13 protein-coding genes are annotated in these 16896 nt (G+C 51.2%); 6 read left to right on the plus strand and 7 right to left on the minus strand.

Going from position 1 to position 16896, the window contains the following annotated elements:
• Positions 1 to 113: 113 nt before the first annotated feature.
• The 6 genes from gdhA to rplU all read right to left on the minus strand — a co-directional run bounded on the left by gdhA (position 114) and on the right by rplU (position 7746).
• A complete protein-coding gene (gene gdhA, locus B7988_RS03560) occupies positions 114 to 1463 on the minus strand; it encodes an NADP-specific glutamate dehydrogenase (RefSeq protein ID WP_088656853.1) in 1350 nt (449 codons plus the stop codon).
• Between the two features lie 333 nt (positions 1464 to 1796).
• Positions 1797 to 3623 carry a glycoside hydrolase family 9 protein gene (locus B7988_RS03565; RefSeq protein ID WP_088656854.1) on the minus strand — a complete coding sequence of 609 codons (1827 nt, stop codon included), beginning with the start codon at positions 3621 to 3623 and terminating at the stop codon, positions 1797 to 1799.
• Positions 3624 to 3703: 80 nt separating this feature from the next.
• Positions 3704 to 4489, minus strand: coding sequence for an inositol monophosphatase family protein (locus B7988_RS03570; protein WP_088656855.1), 786 nt, complete (start codon positions 4487 to 4489; stop codon positions 3704 to 3706).
• Between the two features lie 38 nt (positions 4490 to 4527).
• Complete coding sequence (locus B7988_RS03575; RefSeq protein ID WP_249268827.1) at positions 4528 to 6876, minus strand: fibronectin type III domain-containing protein; 2349 nt, start codon at positions 6874 to 6876, stop codon at positions 4528 to 4530.
• A gap of 120 nt (positions 6877 to 6996) precedes the next feature.
• A complete protein-coding gene (gene rpmA / locus B7988_RS03580; protein WP_072801233.1) occupies positions 6997 to 7257 on the minus strand; it encodes a 50S ribosomal protein L27 in 261 nt (86 codons plus the stop codon).
• A 3-nt stretch (positions 7258 to 7260) separates the two neighbouring features.
• The gene (gene rplU / locus B7988_RS03585; protein ID WP_072801234.1) at positions 7261 to 7746 is read right to left on the minus strand and encodes a 50S ribosomal protein L21; all 486 of its coding nucleotides are present in this window, start codon (positions 7744 to 7746) and stop codon (positions 7261 to 7263) included.
• 217 nt (positions 7747 to 7963) lie between these two features.
• Between rplU and B7988_RS03590 the strand changes: the two genes are divergently transcribed.
• The 4 genes from B7988_RS03590 to B7988_RS03605 all read left to right on the plus strand — a co-directional run bounded on the left by B7988_RS03590 (position 7964) and on the right by B7988_RS03605 (position 14223).
• A complete protein-coding gene (locus B7988_RS03590) occupies positions 7964 to 10813 on the plus strand; it encodes a sugar-binding domain-containing protein (protein WP_088656857.1) in 2850 nt (949 codons plus the stop codon).
• Positions 10814 to 11033: 220 nt separating this feature from the next.
• Positions 11034 to 12314 (plus strand): glutamate-5-semialdehyde dehydrogenase, encoded by a 1281-nt coding sequence (locus B7988_RS03595; protein ID WP_088656858.1) that lies wholly within the window; start codon positions 11034 to 11036, stop codon positions 12312 to 12314.
• Between the two features lie 97 nt (positions 12315 to 12411).
• Positions 12412 to 12762, plus strand: coding sequence for a phosphoribosyl-AMP cyclohydrolase (gene hisI, locus B7988_RS03600; protein WP_073322318.1), 351 nt, complete (start codon positions 12412 to 12414; stop codon positions 12760 to 12762).
• A 120-nt stretch (positions 12763 to 12882) separates the two neighbouring features.
• Positions 12883 to 14223, plus strand: a complete 1341-nt coding sequence (locus B7988_RS03605) for a histidine-type phosphatase (protein ID WP_088656859.1) — start codon at positions 12883 to 12885, stop codon at positions 14221 to 14223.
• On the opposite strand, the gene B7988_RS03610 is transcribed toward B7988_RS03605, so the two are convergent.
• On the minus strand, positions 14196 to 14435 hold the full coding sequence (locus tag B7988_RS03610) for a hypothetical protein (RefSeq protein ID WP_141225547.1): 240 nt from the start codon (positions 14433 to 14435) through the stop codon (positions 14196 to 14198). The two genes, B7988_RS03605 and B7988_RS03610, sit on opposite strands and share 28 nt — an antisense overlap.
• A gap of 56 nt (positions 14436 to 14491) precedes the next feature.
• On the opposite strand from B7988_RS03610, the gene B7988_RS03615 reads away from it, so the two are divergent.
• Positions 14492 to 15604, plus strand: a complete 1113-nt coding sequence (locus B7988_RS03615; RefSeq protein ID WP_088656861.1) for a hypothetical protein — start codon at positions 14492 to 14494, stop codon at positions 15602 to 15604.
• Complete coding sequence (locus B7988_RS15250; protein WP_088656862.1) at positions 15601 to 16884, plus strand: tRNA lysidine(34) synthetase; 1284 nt, start codon at positions 15601 to 15603, stop codon at positions 16882 to 16884. The genes B7988_RS03615 and B7988_RS15250 overlap by 4 nt, the downstream gene beginning before the upstream one ends.
• Positions 16885 to 16896: the final 12 nt, after the last annotated feature.

Genomic DNA, 16896 nt, shown 5'->3' on the forward strand with positions numbered 1-16896 from the left:
AGCCTAAAGGACAAATAAGCGTAAACTTTTTTATTCTAAATAAAAAGCCCCCGGCTTTGAACCGGAGGCCTTTGAGTTGTTACTCACAACTGAGAACTGATTACTCAGAACTATTACACCGCGCCCTGCCACTTCATGGCATCGGCAACCTTGAGGAAGCCGGCGATGTTTGCACCCATGACGAGGTTGCCCTTCTGGCCGTACTTGACAGCGGCAGAGGAAGCTGCGGCGTAGATGCTCTTCATGATGCCTTCGAGCTTCTTGTCCACTTCTTCGAAGGTCCAGGAGAGACGTTCGGAGTTCTGAGACATTTCGAGACCGGAGGTAGCCACGCCACCAGCGTTAGCAGCCTTGGCAGGTCCAAAGAGAACGCCGGCCTTCTGGAAGGCTTCGATAGCTTCCGGAGTAGACGGCATGTTAGCACCTTCGGCAACGGCCTTCACGCCGTTAGCGATAAGGGCCTTGGCACCTTCGAGGTCGAGTTCGTTCTGGGTTGCGCACGGAAGAGCAATGTCGCACTTGACCGTCCAAACGCCCTTAGAACCTTCGTGGTATTCAGAACCCGGAACGAGCTTGGCGTATTCGCTAATGCGGGCGCGCTTCACGTTCTTGAGGTCGAGAACGACGTCGAGGTTGATGCCGTTCGGGTCGTAGATGTAGCCGTTGGAGTCGGACATGGTCACGACCTTGCCACCGAGCTGAGTAGCCTTCTGGCAAGCGAACTGGGCAACGTTACCGGAACCGGAAATCACGACGGTCTTGCCTTCGAAGGAGTCGTTAGCGAGGTCCTTGAGCATTTCGCGAGTGAAGTAGCAGAGGCCGTAACCGGTAGCTTCGGTACGAGCGAGAGAACCACCGTAGGAGAGGCCCTTACCGGTGAGAACGCCCACAAATTCGTTGCGGATGCGCTTGTACTGACCGAACATGTAACCGATTTCGCGAGCGCCAGTACCCTGGTCACCAGCCGGAACGTCCGTGTCGGCACCGACGTGCTTGCAGAGTTCAGTCATGAAGGACTGGCAGAAACGCATCACTTCGTTGTCGCTCTTGCCCTTAGGATCGAAGTCGGAACCGCCCTTGCCGCCGCCCATGGGGAGCGTGGTCAAGCTGTTCTTGAAGATCTGTTCGAAGCCGAGGAACTTGAGCATGGAAAGCGTCACTTCGTTACGGAGACGGATACCGCCCTTGTACGGGCCGATGGCGGAGTTGAACTGCACGCGGTAGCCACGGTTCACCTGAACGTTACCCTTGTCATCGAGCCAAGGCACGCGGAAGGTAATCACGCGTTCCGGTTCGACGAGGCGGTCGATCACGCCGTTGGTTTCCCAGGACTTGTCCTGTTCGAGGACGGGGTCGAGGGATTCGAGGAATTCACGGACAGCCTGATGGAAGAGGGCCTGGTCCGGATCACGGGCGACGACCTTGTCATAGACTTTCTGAAGGTAAGCATTCTTGATTGCCATTTTATATATCTCCGTTGAGAGTTTTGATTGTTAATGTTTTTAACGCTTGTAAAGATAGCAAAGGGGCATGACAAATAGTGAAAAGCGGGCAAAAATCTTCAAAAACTTACATTTTTGTAAGTTAGTATTTTGCAAGTTTTCAAAATTGCCTTTTTCCTTTAAATTTCAAGGCACGCAAACCACGAAACCTACATTTTTGTAAGTTTAGTCGCTCTCGAATAAAATGCAAATAAAGTTTTACAAAGTTTAGTAGAAATTAGATTTCACATTATGGAAAACCCCGCCCTCAAAAGGCGGGTTTTTAAGCAAATTTTCGATGTCTATTCGCGACTACTAGTAAGCCTTCACCGTGAACATTTCGCTCGCTCGAGCCGAGATAACCCGCACTCGGAATACACCCTTACCCTGAATCTTGAACTGAAGGTTGTGACCTTCGCCCTTGATTTCCTGCAAAAGCTTACCGGTCAGGTCAAAGACCTGCACCCTGAAAGGCATATTCAAGACCTGAGAAACGCTCACCATGGAACCGCTCGAGGCCAGATTGAAATTCTTGGTCAAAGAAAGACGCGGGATGATTGCATCGCTGGTATCTTTCTTGGTGGTGTCCTTCTTGACTGTATCCTTGCTAACGGTATCTTTCTTGACGGTGTCCTTTTTGGCAACAGACTTGACACCAAGTTCTTCGTCGGTCTTCGGAGCCTTCTTACTCAAGATGTAGCCGAGAGCACCCACCATCGGAGCATTCATGTCGACGCAGACTTCATTAAGCTGCCAGTTCGACACATCGCCACTGTGGTTGCCGTCGTTAAAGTTTCCAGCAATCATGCCGCCCAGATACTTGTTCTTTTCAGGAGCATCGCCCATGCCGCCAACTTCACGACCCGGATCTTCGTTGCCATAGTAGCCACGATGATGCGGACGCTTAGGAGCATTGGCACCATTCTTGGTAAAGCCCACCACATAAGACTTTTTGTTGCTGTTGTCGCCGAGCAAGTAAGCGACGTTCTTTTCAATCATGCTATCGTAGGAATCATCGTCGAACAGCTTGGAATAAAGAGCATAGAGGAAGGCGCCGCCAGAGGGGGTACGCACATGGAAATGGTCGCTATTGCTGGTTTCACCCTTGAACACGTCATTGGACATATTTTCCTGGTAAAGCTTTTCCAGGAAACGTTCCACATCTCTGTACTGTCCACCGGGTTCAAGACCAAGGGCACCGGCACCCATCACCACGGAAAGCGGAACTGCGTTACTGTAAGAGAATCGGGTATACATACCCTTCAAGAATTGAAGATCATTGAAATACTTTTCAGCGTCTTTCTTGTAGGACTCGTCCTTTGTCGTACGGTAAAGTTCCAAGGCGGCAAGGAACACGCCGTCCTGTGTACGGCCATCCCACCAGGTAGATTCATAGAAACCACCCGAAGTCGTCACGCCCTTATGGTTTTTGGAATAACCGTATGCAACCTTTGCTGCATCAAGGTACTTCTTCTGGTTCGATTCTTCGGGATCCATACGGGCCATCACGGCAAGCATAGCGGCAGCCATACCCGGCGTGTAAGAATCGTTTGCATTACCGGTAATCGAGCGAGGTTCGCCACCTTCGCCGGAACCCAGCGTACTCATCATGCCGGCGGTGACCCATTTCTGGTGGTCGGCATTGCCATCACCCTTCACGGTCACAAAGTTATTGCCATCGATTGCGGCCTTGACCCAGAAGTCCGCTTCATAACGGAGTTCTTCGAGCAAGTCACGTTCCTTGTTAGGCTTGCCGCCCTTCATGGAATAGTCCTTACTGGCCTTGTAGTCGGAATAGTCGCCCGTATAAAGGTCGTAGAAACCTTCGGTAAATTCAGCGTAAGCCAAAGCGAGCACGTAAGAGGCGAAGCCCTGGGACTGACCATACATCACGTGGTCGCCGCAGTCAAACCAGCCGCCGCTCACATTCTTGCCGTTGTAGCTATCCTTTGTAAAACTGGTTGGGTGATTGGTGCCATCCAGAATCCAGTTGGGGCCTTCACCTGAACGCTGCGCCCCGAAAAAGCGGGTGGTCATCCAAGCTGCTTCTACATAATCATCTGTGCTGAGCGCTGCAAAAGCCGTTGTCGTGGCCAAGCCCAAAAAGGCCAGACCCGAAAAAAGGTATTTTTTACAATTCATGACTTTCTCCAAAATTGACCACACCGCAAACCCAAAGCCAATATAGCATATTTTGAAGATTTTTCACACGAAAAGAAAGTTTACAAGATAGTATCTATCAACGTTTTATGTAAAATTCCGTTACTAAAAATAACCTGTTCGGCATCTACGAACTGCATGGGAGTTCCGTCAATATGAGTCGACTTGCCACCGGCCTCTTCGACAAGCAAGGCAATGGCCGCAATATCCCACGGGTAACTCATGGTCATCACAAAGCAGTCCAGGCGCCCGCAGGCCGTAAAGCAACCTTCGATCACCGCCGAACCAAAGCACTTGACACGTTCGAAAGTTTCTGCCTCGCGAGCGAAATTCTTGGAATTCTGGGCGTTGATTTTGGCCACGTCACCCACGTTAAAGTCGCCGTTAGATACAATCGCGTGTACCGGGTCCGACTCGTCGCTCACATGGATAGGCTTGCCGTTCATGAAGGCGCCCTCGCCCTTTATCGCGGTATAGAGTTCACCCAGACGCGGCAGATTCACGACCGCAACCAGGGGCTTGCCTTCAAAGTGAAGCGCAATCGAAATTCCCCAGAACGGAATTCCACGGCTAAAGTTCACGGTACCATCGACCGGATCGATAATCCAGCGGTAACGCGGATCCACCCCCTCGATAACGCCAGCTTCTTCGGTGCGAATGGAATGTTCCGGAAACGCCTTACGGAGTCCTTCGACAATCAGCTTCTCGCTTGCTATGTCTGCACGGGTCACCACATCTTTCTTGGACTTGTACTTGACACCGCCCAAGTTCTGCTGTATTTCAAGACAAAGAGCCCCCGCTTCCTTAGCAAGCGCCTCTGCAACTTTTAAATAATCTTGATTTTCCATTTGTAATCAACTCCGAATTCCGAAATCCGAAATCCGAATTATTCCTTGTATGCGCAGCACCTGAACCCGATGCTTGTAGACCTGTAGTAGTTCGACGCCCCGCGGTAAGCGACACGCTCGCCCGTTAGGAACACGACCTCGATATGGTCCGGCACATATTTCATGCCGTTGGAAATGGATTCAAGCCATTCATCGCCGCCCTGCTTGTATTCTGCATAAGGCACATAGTCCGTGCCCACGGAATTTCCGCTAGAATCCTGAATATCAAAGAACTGCAAAGTGTCCTTGAAATCTTTCTTGGTGAGCACCTTGTACAAGGTTCTCGAAGTATCGGCGGTATAAACGGTATCGACCCTGGTGCCCTCACGATACAGGAATACGGAATCAGTCGTATAGGCCAAACGGGTAAAATACGGGAAATAGCGGTTCGTGCAAAGAGCCTGCGTTTCACGGCCAAACTCGCCACTTTCAAGCCCGCCCATCACGCGGTAAGAACCACCCTTGACCACAGCAATCGTATCTTCGGAGCGGCCCCTCACCCATTCCTGGTACTGGCCCGGCAAATCGCGAATGCCCATCGGGTTCATGCAACGGGAACTGCGCTTGACAGGATTGGCCGCCGATGCAGAATCGTTAGTCGCCACATTGCAGTACTTGAACAAGAATTCAGCCGTTTCAACAGTATCGTCCTGAACCACGCCATAGGCAAGCGTTCCGCCCGAAAGGCAAACGAGTTCCCAGTCGCGTTCGTTACACAGACTCACCTTGAAACCGCTTGCCGAAATCGCTTCGCAAGTTGCAAGAGCTTCGGAATGCAAAACGTTCGTCATGAATTCGCCCGAATCATTCTGGTGTTCCATGCGTTCCATGCAGAAGTAATTGGTATCGGAAGCCTTGACCGCGACAAAGCCTTCAGGGCATTCTATTTCGTTTGCGATTGCTCCCGGAGAAACCGCAATCGTGTCGACCAGCGGTACAGACCAGTAACCGGATTCATCGATTGCAATAATCCGAAGCACAAGCGTATCGCCCGGGGCGACATAACGGATCGTGTCAGAAATGAACTTGCCCGTAGCGGAAACCTTCATGGTGTCGCCCGAAGGCTTGTAAAGTTTGGTGTAGCGGTCCAGGGTATCTACATCGCTGCTAATCACCCACTGTTCGGTGTAACGGTCCCAATATTCAACCCTGTACTTTATCACCTTGTCGTAGCACAAGTTGACAAGGCATGTATCCGGAATCGTCAGAACGGTATCGACCTCGATGTCGTGTTCGCGCTTGTACGGGTCTACGCTTTGGCTCCAGAAAATGAGCAGGCGGTTATTGCTGTCAAGCCTTGCCATTTCGGGGTACAAAGTATCCTTCATCGTAAATATCTTGGTGGGCATCAAGGGAGCGACAGAATCCGTCGTATTGATGGTAAGCCATGCGCGCATGTCCGAACGGTCTACACCCGTATAGTTGCCACAAGTATCCCAAGTCGAATAACCAATCTTGTATTCGGCCTCAGCCTTGAGGCCTTCAATCGTCAAACGGAAAATATTGGAATCGGGGCTGTCGTTGTTGTAGCCCTTGCCGTCTGGAATGGCCAGGAACAACTCGTTCTTGCGGCTGTCGCCATGTTCTTTAGATTGCAGGAACACGGAATCCACGTTGGAATGGTAGCCCTTGTGGCGCAAGTAAAGCGTTTCGCCGGTAGAATCGATTCCGTCCGGTGATTCAAGCCGGATCTTCAGCTTGCGCAAGTCCTCGTTCTTGTTTTCGCTATAGATTCTGATATTGTAACCAAGAATCGGTCCCGAAAGTTCATTCGGCTTGTAGTGGTTTGTCTGGTCTGTCGGACGTGTCCATTCCAGAAGCGCTCCGGTAGTCCATGTAGAATCAGAGATATTGATATCGGACGGCGCAATCTTGTCGCCAAAATACAAATAAATTCTTTGAACCGTTCCCGGACGTCCACCCGAATAGTCGCAATAGAGCGCCACCATCAGGCTTTCGCGTTCCTCCACGTAATCCTGGATATACGGAGTCACGTCAATCGTGTCGAAAAGTTCTTCAGTCTTTTTGGGGAATGCAAAGCGATCGGTCGCCTTCGACTTTTCCTTGTCACCAACAGTCTTTGAAGTATCGTCCAGCACATCGTCGCCGACCCACAGGTAAATGCTGTCCAGGCTCTCCGTATCGTCCGGATAACGGAAACGGACCATAAAGCAGTAGGCGCCGCTATCGGCACCCTTGGCGCACTGCAACAAGGTCGAAATATCCGAAACTTCGCGTTCTACCCTAAATTCAACAGAGCTATCGTCGTCAGAACAAGCCCAAAAAACAGCCGCCATCGAAAAAAGGACGCCAACAAACAGATAACGAATCGTCATAAACCTAGACATTATTCATAAAATAGCAAAAAACATAGTAGGAAGTAGGCAGTAGGAAGTAGGCAGTAGCGCGATAAAACAAAAAACCGGCGGTACTTGTGGTACCGTCGGCTCTAAACGATTCAAAACCGATTAGTTTTCTTCCGGGTAGACAGAAACTTTCTGACGCTTTGCATCGAGGCGTTCGAACTTCACCTTGCCATCAACGAGAGAGAACAGAGTAAAGTCTCTGCCCATACCAACGTTGGTGCCCTTGTGGAAGTGAGAACCGCGCTGACGAACGATGATGTTGCCAGCCTTGACGACTTCGCCCGCATACTTCTTCACACCAAGATATTTGGCGTTACTGTCGCGGCCGTTACGTACTGAACCTTGACCTTTCTTATGAGCCATGGATTATACCTCCTTAGCCTTACGCAGAGAGTTCTTCTTAACCTTGGCGGGCTTCGGGAGACCCTGGGCAATCTTTTCCTTGCGAGTCAGAGGCACATTCTGCACCTTCTGCTTGGCGAGGGCAGCCACGCGAGCGCGGTTGCGATCGATAACCTTGGAGTCGACCTTTGCGGATTCTGCGCCGGAGCGAAGTTCCGTAACCAGCACCTCGGTATAGCCCTGACGATGACCGTTACGACGTTCGTAACGAGTACGACGCTTCTTCTTGTAAACGATGACGGTGTCATACTTGCCGTGGGCAAGAATTTCGACCTTCACGGAGGCGTCATTCAGGACAGGGGTGCCGATTTGCACTTCTTTTCCTGCGAAAAGAAGAACGGACTTGAGCTCCAGTTCGGAACCAACAGCGGCATCGAGCGTGGGGACCTTGTAAGCCTTGCCCAGCTCAACTTTATACTGGAAACCACCTGTTTCAACAATAGAATACATTTTTGTAATCCTTTTTTGGTTGCTATTGGGACCCCAAATATAGAAAAAATCCACTCGGTGTAAAGGGATTGTGGAAAAATAGTTGGTAGAACTTAGTTGATAGAACTTTGTTGGCCCTTTGGCAAGCACCAAAAACAAGCTTTTCTAAGTTCTAAACTCTAAGTTCTAAGCTCTAATTTTCTATCTTTTCACCCAAAATTTCATAAAGGAAACTCGAATGAGCAAGATTTTGAGCCTTGATGGCGACTGGCAGATGATTTGGGACACCGAAGATGCCGGTATTTCTAATCGTTGGTACGCTACTTACCCCAAAGACACGCAGACAGTGCAAGTTCCCCATATTTGGGAAAGGGCATTTGACAAGCTTTTGATGTCGCACGACTGCGCCTTCTACTTCAAGCGTTTCACCATCGACGACGAAAAACAGGTTGCCAAGCGCATTTTCTTGCGTTTTGAACGCATTGCAAGCCACGCCACCGTTTGGCTGAACGGCAAACTTTTGGGCACGCACTTCGGTGCCTACACCCCCTTTATTATTGAACTGCAGAAGGCCTTGAAGCTCGGCGAAGAAAACGTGCTTTGCGTGCGTGTCGCCAACATGGGTGCCCTGAACAGCCGTATCGACTTTGGCCGCGAAAGCGCCGACGGCGCCGATGACCGCTTTGTTCACCCGGGCGAACTGCCTGTCGGCCTCCCCTGGACCCAGTACCCGTTTGGCGGTATTTTTGGCCACGTGGACCTGATTTTGGGTACCGCAGCCTTCATTTCTGACGTGAAGCTCGAACCCGATGCCGACACCCAGCGTATCGCCTGCGAAATCAGCTTCAACAACCCCCGCGGTTTCCAGACCAGGCTCCGCGTGCTCATGCGTAACCCCGATGGCGACGTTTATGAGCAGTTCGTGAACAACCTGAAGCTCGACAAGGAAAACATGACCCAGCGTTTTGTTTTTGAAGTCAAGGAACAGCAGCGCCACAAGTTCCAGTGGAGCCCCGAACACCCGAACGTTTACGCCATTGAATTCCAGATGGAAATCAAGGCCGGCAAGGAAAAGGACGGCAAGGAAATCAAGCGCGCCGAATACGCGTTCCCCGTGGTGCGTACCTTCGGTTTCCGCAAGTTCGACTGCCTCAAGGGCGACTACTACCTGAACGACCAGATTTTGAAGATCCAGGGCATTACCTACAACCAGCAGTGGAGCGAAGGCGGCCTCTGGACATTCGACAACCCGAAGCTCGAAAAGGACCTGCAGGCTGTGAAGGCTGCCGGCTACAACGCCATTCGTAGCTGCGGCGCTCCGCTTTCTACCCAGGCACTCGACATTTGCGATAAGCTCGGTCTTATCGTGTTCCAGGAATTCCCGATCCACACCATGAGGTCTACCGCCCAGGGTCTTGAAATCGTCAAGAAACTGATCAACGACATCGTGGCAGAACAGCACCACCACCCCTGCATTGGCGCATGGGTCATGGGTGCCGAAAACGGAACTCTGCTGCTACAGAACGGCAACAAGCTTTTGAACGCCATTAGCCCGGTCGACATGACTCGCCCGGTAATCAGCAACCTGAACAGTATCTATATCGACAACGAAGGAAACTTCCGCAAGGATACTGGCAAACTCTTGCCGGTTACGGTCGACAAGATTTCGACTTACGCCACTCTGCGCATGAACCCGCGCATGACGCCGAACGCCGCTTACACGCACTTCTTGGCACACAGCTTTGACCGCGACGCCGAAGAAATTTCCGTGCCCGACACTGGCCTTGGCGACAGCCACTTCCAGGACGAAGAAGAAAATGTAGTGAGCGACATCAACAACAAGATGCTGGTGACGCTCAAGAACCACACTCTCCTCCCGGAAACGGCCACCAACATCAAGGGACCGCGTAGCGCCAAAAACCAGAAGGCCATCAAGAACGCCATCAAGGCCGTAGAAACCTTCGTGGAAAGCGACATGTCCATTTGGAAGGACTACAAGAGCTTTGTGGCCGATGCAAACCGCATCGCCATCAAGAGTAAGCTCGACCAGATTACCGCCCTCCAGAGCAACCCGCAGATTGCAGGTTTCTTCTTGGACCAGTGGGCCGACTGCGGCACCGAATTTGACGGTCTGTGCGACGAAAACCGCGTAAGCAAGGGTTTTGAAGAATTCTCGAAGGAGATCACGACCCCGAGCCGCGCCCTCGTGAGCGAACTGGAACACGTGGTTGCCCCGCAGAGCGAAATCAGTTTCCAGGTGACGCTCCTCAACAACAGCCGTTACGAAGACGTTTCTGTCGAAGTCAAGCTCGTTGACGACAACGGCAAGGAACTCGCCACCGACAAGATTTCCCCTGAAGAACCTGCCGGCAAGACAAGCCTTACGCAAATGGGCATTTGCACCATGATGGCCCCGCGCACCGAAGGCAGCTACAAGTTGCAGGTCACCCTCATCAACGACGGCAACAAGATTCACACGACCGAAGAAGACTTGATCGTGATTGCCGAAGCCGACGTGAAGGGCGCCATGAGGAAGGTTTGCTTCTTGGACAACAGCGAAGAATCGAGCGACGCCCTCGCTGCCCTCACGGGTCCGGAACAGGTCATCTTTACTGCAAACCTGAGCTCCTGGCCCGATGAAATTCTGGACAAGATTGTAGACGTGGTGAAGAACGGCGGCAAGACGCTCTTGCTGTCTGACCTCACGCAAGAAGATATCGACTACATGAACCAGAGCCACCAGTTCGACTGCAACATCGAATCTCACTGGAGCACGGGCGCAAACGAACTCAGCCTGCACTACTTGCCCAAGGGTTCTGAACTTGCACCGGTATTCGGTGAAGCATCTGTTCTCGACAGCAATGCAGCCGCCGTGATGCCGAGCATTTCGCTGAACGAACTGCCGGGCGCCAAGGTGTTCGCACGCTCCGTCACGCTAAAGGATGGCGAAGTGAAGACCGGTTCGGACCTGCAGCTCTACCCGTTCGGTAACGGCAAGATCATGTTCAACCAGTTCAACGTATTCGAAGGCCTGGAAACGAACGTGCTCGCCGACAAGCTGTTCGCGACTATCGTGAATTTGCTGTAAAAGATTCGAACAAAAAAAGACTCGGTGCTCCCCGAGAGAGAAGGATTGCACCGAGTCTAAACACCCAAGTCCGATACCTTGCGACTATAAACCCTCGTCGCGGGTAAAAACAAACCTGTACGATACTAACTTATACTCCAATGTGATGAAAATCAAGTTTTACAATGTAAAACAATTTATACATCCACATGGATTGCACAAAAAAGGATAAAAACGGCTTATGACTTGCTCCAATTTGAAATATTCCAACTTGGAAGAATACTCCGACCTTTTGGCAAAAAACGCCCAGAAGGCAAGCAAGGCGCTCCGTACCCTCCCGGGCGAAAAGCGTAGCGCCGTGCTGAACCGCGTCGCCCAGATTCTGCGCGACCGTAAGCCGGAAATCCTTGCTGCAAACAAGCTAGACCTCGAAGCCGCTGCCGGAAAGCTCGACAACGCCAAGATGGACCGTCTGACTTTGAACGACGCCCGCATCGAAGCGATGGCCAAGGGCGCCGAAGAAATCGCCGCCTTTACCGACCCGCTGAACCGGGTGCTCGAAAGTCGCGAACTGAAGAACGGCATCAAGATTAGCCGCGTGGCGGTACCTATCGGTTCCGTATTCTTCATTTTCGAAAGCCGCCCGAATGTGACGATTGACGGCGCATGCCTTTGCTTTAAGGCGGGCAATGCCGTGATTTTGCGCGGCGGCAAGGAATCGCTGAATTCCGCCAAGTGCCTCGCCGGCATTTTCCACGAAGCCCTCGCCGAAGAAGGCATCGACCAAGACGCCGTGCAGCTCGTGACCGAAACGAGCCACGACCTGGTGGGCATGCTTTTACAGCGTAACGACTGTATCGATCTGGTGATTCCCCGCGGTGGCGAACGCCTGATTCGCGCCGTGGTGGAACAGAGCAAGATTCCTGTGATCAAGCACTTCAACGGCATCTGCCACGTGTACGTGGACAAGTCCGCCGACATGGACAAGGCCGTAAACATCTTGATTAACGCGAAGACACAGCGCACCGGCGTGTGCAACGCGATGGAATGCGTGATTATTGACCGCCACATTGACGCGGCAACCGTCAAGAAACTCCTGGATTGCCTCGCCGACCGTGGCGTGGAACTCTTCGGCAACAAGGACGCCCAGAGCCACGACAGCCGTATCAAGGACATCGGCGATGACAGCAATTACCACCACGAATACTTGGCCCTCAAGGCAAGCGTCAAGTTTGTCGATAACGTGGCCGAAGCCTGCGACCATATCGAAAAGAACAGCAGCCGTCACACTGAAGCGATAGTCGCCGAAGACGCCTCTGTTCAAGACTACTTTGTCGCGAACGTGGACAGCAGCAGCGTGATGGTGAACGCGAGCACCCGCTTTGCCGACGGTGGCGAATACGGCCTCGGTGCCGAAGTGGGAATTTCTACCGACAAGTTGCATGCCCGCGGCCCCATGGGCGTGGAAAGCCTTTGCACCTACAAGTGGGTCTTGCGCGGCAACGGCCAGGTGAGAGGATAATTCGGAATTCGGATTTCAGAGTTCGGATTTTGGGAATAAAATGTCATTTCCGCGAAGACGGGAATCTCCTTTAATAAACAAGAACTGCTAACTAGTTATGAAATTTGAAGATTTAATCAAAGAAATTAAGTTTGAAGTGGTCGTGGACGGTGTTGCACTTGCGCCGGCAATCGTACAGGATGCCGACAAGGGCGACGTACTCATGATGGCCTGGATGAACGAGGAAGCGCTCCGCCGCACCCACGAATGTGGCGAAATGGTGTTCTGGAGCCGTAGCCGCAAGGAATACTGGCACAAGGGCGACACCAGCGGCAACGTGATGACGGTCGTTGAATGGGCCGCCGACTGCGACAGCGATGCCTTGCTTTTCAAGGTCCGCATGCAAGGTCCGCAAGTCGCTTGCCACACGGGCGCCCGCAGCTGCTTCTTCAAGACGTGCGAAAAGTAAGACAATCAGGTGAAATGTAAGCGGCTTTGCCGCAATGTGTAACGTGTAGTGTGCGATGTGAGATGGGAAACTTCACATTCCTCATTTCACATTCCACACCAATAACAGGTGGTTAGCAGTATGAAAAAAATTCTCGCGCTGTTGCTCACAATGGCGATTTCAGGAATCGCCCAGGACCGTCACCAGATGGGCAGCAACTATTACGCCTACCCCACTCCGACAGCTAAATACACCAAGGCACCCGTAGGCTACAAGCCATTTTACCTGAGCCACTACGGCAGGCACGGCAGCCGCTTCCACCAGCCCGCCGACCACTATCATGCGCTGTACAATACGCTCGCAAAAGCCGATTCCGCAGGCAAGCTCACCGACCTCGGCAAGAGTCTGCTTGAACGCGCCAAGTTCCTGGACGAATATGCCGCCCCACGCGCTGGCGACCTGACCCAGCTCGGCGTGGCACAGCACCAGGGAATCGCGAAGCGCATGGTGAAGAACTTCCCCGAACTGTTCAAGAACAACGCCTACATCGAAGCCTATGCCAGCACCTCGACCCGCTGCGTCGTGAGCATGGCGGCTTTCCTCGAGGAACTGCGCGCGCAGAAGCCCAAGCTCGACATTCACCAGGAATCGGGTAAGTACCTGATGGCATTTATAAGCCCGCTCGACTTCGGGAAAATCATCGGCGAATCGAACACACCCGCATGGCAAAAAGAAAACGAAAAGCTTTACAGCCATGTGGACCCGACCCGCATGATGCGCGCGATTTTCAACGATTCCAACTACATCAAGAAGAATGTAGACGCAGGCGACCTCTTCAGCAAGATTTATGAAATCGGCAACAGCCTGCAAGGCAGCCCCGAAATCGAATTCAGCTTCGACGACCTGTGGACAGACGAGGATCTCGCCGCCCGCTGGCACGCGCAGAACGCCTGGTGGTACAGCGTGTTGGGCAACAATCCATTCGCCAAGAAGCAGGGGCTCGACAACGCCCGCCCGCTCTTAAAAAATGTTCTTGACGAAGCAGACAAAGTAATCGCCGCAGACACCGCCAAAGCAGACGCTTCGACAAGCTCAGCAACCGCAAAGACAGCTGCAAAGCCCGCGAAAAAGACCACCGCGACGCTCCGCTTCGGCCACGATACGGTGATTTTCCCGTTCGCAGTGCTTTTACAGCTAGAAAACGGCACGCAGAACACCGGCATCGAAACTGCCGACATGGAAAACCTGCACAAGGTCTGGCGCGACTACGAAATCAGCCCGATGGCCGCCAACGTACAGCTCGTATTCTACAAGTCCAGCAAGAAGGACACCCCGATTCTTGTGAAGGTGATGCTCAACGAAATCGAGCAGAAGCTGCCCGTGACATGCGATACAGCAACAGTAAAGAACTGCCCCGCCGTCCCGTATTACCGCTGGGAAGACGTCAAGGAATTTTACGGCAAGATTGCAGCGGGCAAATAACCTGCGACTGCCTGTATAAAAGGGAAATCCCCCGCGTCGGCGAGGGACTTTTTGTGTTTAAGGGTTCTCGAGTACTTGGTTTTGTCGCGGACGATTCTAGTCCGCAGGGTGGCTCCATTCTGGGAGCCGTCTATGCGTAGCGTTCGCATTCTTGCGCTTTCTGTTGCGGCATCGGCAACCTTGCCCGCCGCTTTCGCTCTGTTTTTAGCCATAGGGGCCTCCTTAAGGGGTAAATATAAATTATTTTTAGGACATACAAAGGATTGATATGAAAAAAGCATATTGCGTTCTGTTTTCCGCCCTACTGATGGTCGCCTGCGGTGACGACAATTCTTCGTCAGCCAACGACAATGAACTTTCATCTTCTTCGGAAGAAACCTCTATCGAATCGTCTACGGACGAGGAAATCGTCAGTTCGTCTTCTGAAAAAAAGGAAGAACAGAATTCTTCTTCAAGCGTTCATGAGGCAAGTTCTTCTAGCGACAAGGGGGAATCATCGTCTAGCGTTCAAGAAGTCAGTTCCTCTAGTACAGAAAACGAACAATCCTCGTCTTCTTCAAATAATCAAGCCATTCCAGATTTCGGCGACAACAAAATCGTCATAAAACTAGTTCCTACATTCGGGGAACTAGACGGCAAGCCCTATTTTTACACAACAGAACCAAGATGTACTTATAAAAACAATGTTTTCTCCATAAAGGCAGATACCTCTGATAACGCCTATTTCTACGAAATCGCCAACGACACTCTCACCCTTTACCATGTGGATTTAGACAAAGTCCTTGCAGGTTCTTATGAAGAGCCCAGCGCAAAGGAGACCTATTACGGAAAGAATACAAACCTCGAAAGCGAATGGGAACGCCTTTGCTATTACAACCTAAATGATGACTATACCAGCTGCACTCAAAAATATTCCTATCTCATATCAAGAGACACCATCTATAACAGCCTAACCTATCCCATCGATTATAACTACCAAATATTCAAATTTATCGAAAAAGTCTCGCATTCTAGATTAGGAATCTACGATGAAATGAGCGCCGCACAACGTGCCACGAAATATGCAGAAAATGGAATCTCGATAGATTCCACAGGCACTAAAACACTCATAAGCTTTAAAGACAAGGGTACATTGTCTATTGATGAAATAACAACAAAAATTATAAACAGCAACGAAACAATTTATACAAAAATTGCCTTGTCAACAGATAAAAAAGAATGCGTTTTAATATCGGAAACCACACCGATCAAGTCGTCTAAATACTGTTCCGAAGAATATCTTCCCTATCTTCAAATTGACGATTTCGATGGATATGTTTCATCTTACGCAAAAGGCAACCAAAAAGAATTCAACGCCTGCCTAGAGAGTCTATTTGATTGAGTCTTGATTTAACGCAAAATATTCGACGTCATGGATTCAAACGCTTGTTGCTTGCAGTTTCGGGCGGTCTAGATTCTATTTGCCTGGCGCATTATTTCATCAAGAATCGCGAAACGCTCGGGATTGAATGGCTGGGAATTGCGCATGTACATCATGGACTGCGGGTCGGAACAGCCGACAGGGATGCTGCATTTGTGGAGGCTTTTGCAAAAGCGCACGGCGTCCCGTTTTTCTTGAAACGTTTGGATGGCGAATCGCTGAAAAGTGCCGAAGGTTCGCTCGAAGAAAACGCACGAGAAGCCAGGTACAAAGCATTAGTTGAGATTGCCCTGGATCCTATCGCCTCTGCGAGGCTCCAGGATGACACGCCACACACCTCACACCCCACACCTCACACCCCATACCTCAAAGGGAGCGAAGCGACCGACCCCATACCCCATACCCCACACCTCAAAGCAGCCGAAGGCTGCGACCTCACACCTCGAGCCCCCATTGTCACTGCGCATCATGCAGGCGACCAAGCGGAAACCATGTACATGCGACTCCGCCGCGGCACGACCCTTGCGGGACTCAGAGGAATCCAAGAAACAAGAGAATTGTTCGATGTGGAGTGTGAAATGTGGAATGAAAAAGAGATCACTACACATTACGCACCACACATTACACATTTTATCTACCGTCCTTTGCTAAACACGACTCGGGCGGAGCTTCTTGCGTATGCTCGCGAAAATAATCTTGAGTGGTGTGAAGACGAGAGCAATTCCGACGTAAAATTTGCACGGAACAAGGTGCGACACGAATTCCTTCCGCAGCTAGAAAAAGAATGCCCCGGCGCCTCGATGCAATTATGCAGAATTACCCAGTTGGCAGACAAGGCGTATGCGAAAGTAATTGAAGAATGCGACGCGATGTTTCAAGAGACCCTTCCCCTGAAACAAGTTCAGGGTCAGGGTGACACGGCTCCATTCTCACACCTCAAAGGGAGCGAAGCGACCGACCTCACACCTCATACCATCATCGCTTTGAACAAGAAGGCTCTCCGCAAAATCTTGCTCGCCCACTCCAGTGCCGACCTTTCCGAAATGTTCCGTTTATGGCTTTCGGAACAGGGATTCCGCTTTCCGATTGACTTCTTTTACAGCCAAACGGAGCCCGCCCATGTTAAAATTCCCGTACGCGCCGCTTACCGCAAGCGTTCTATCGTCAAAAAGGGCTCTACCATCTTGATTTGCGAATTTGAAAGCGTTGAGGCAGCCCTAAAATTTGTATCTTGCAAGTGAACGTATAAAAGG

Source organism: Fibrobacter sp. UWB1 (genome assembly GCF_002210325.1).
In the GTDB taxonomy this organism is placed as follows: domain Bacteria; phylum Fibrobacterota; class Fibrobacteria; order Fibrobacterales; family Fibrobacteraceae; genus Fibrobacter.

Excerpts from the sequence above, each read along its gene's own strand:
- gdhA (WP_088656853.1), bottom strand. The coding sequence starts at position 1,463 with ATGGCAATCAAGAATGCTTACCTTCAGAAAGTCTATGACAAGGTCGTC.
- B7988_RS03565 (WP_088656854.1), bottom strand. The coding sequence starts at position 3,623 with ATGAATTGTAAAAAATACCTTTTTTCGGGTCTGGCCTTTTTGGGCTTG.
- B7988_RS03570 (WP_088656855.1), bottom strand. The coding sequence starts at position 4,489 with ATGGAAAATCAAGATTATTTAAAAGTTGCAGAGGCGCTTGCTAAGGAA.
- B7988_RS03575 (WP_249268827.1), bottom strand. The coding sequence starts at position 6,876 with ATGTCTAGGTTTATGACGATTCGTTATCTGTTTGTTGGCGTCCTTTTT.
- rpmA (WP_072801233.1), bottom strand. The coding sequence starts at position 7,257 with ATGGCTCATAAGAAAGGTCAAGGTTCAGTACGTAACGGCCGCGACAGT.
- rplU (WP_072801234.1), bottom strand. The coding sequence starts at position 7,746 with ATGTATTCTATTGTTGAAACAGGTGGTTTCCAGTATAAAGTTGAGCTG.
- B7988_RS03590 (WP_088656857.1), top strand. The coding sequence starts at position 7,964 with ATGAGCAAGATTTTGAGCCTTGATGGCGACTGGCAGATGATTTGGGAC.
- B7988_RS03595 (WP_088656858.1), top strand. The coding sequence starts at position 11,034 with ATGACTTGCTCCAATTTGAAATATTCCAACTTGGAAGAATACTCCGAC.
- hisI (WP_073322318.1), top strand. The coding sequence starts at position 12,412 with ATGAAATTTGAAGATTTAATCAAAGAAATTAAGTTTGAAGTGGTCGTG.
- B7988_RS03605 (WP_088656859.1), top strand. The coding sequence starts at position 12,883 with ATGAAAAAAATTCTCGCGCTGTTGCTCACAATGGCGATTTCAGGAATC.
- B7988_RS03610 (WP_141225547.1), bottom strand. The coding sequence starts at position 14,435 with ATGGCTAAAAACAGAGCGAAAGCGGCGGGCAAGGTTGCCGATGCCGCA.
- B7988_RS03615 (WP_088656861.1), top strand. The coding sequence starts at position 14,492 with ATGAAAAAAGCATATTGCGTTCTGTTTTCCGCCCTACTGATGGTCGCC.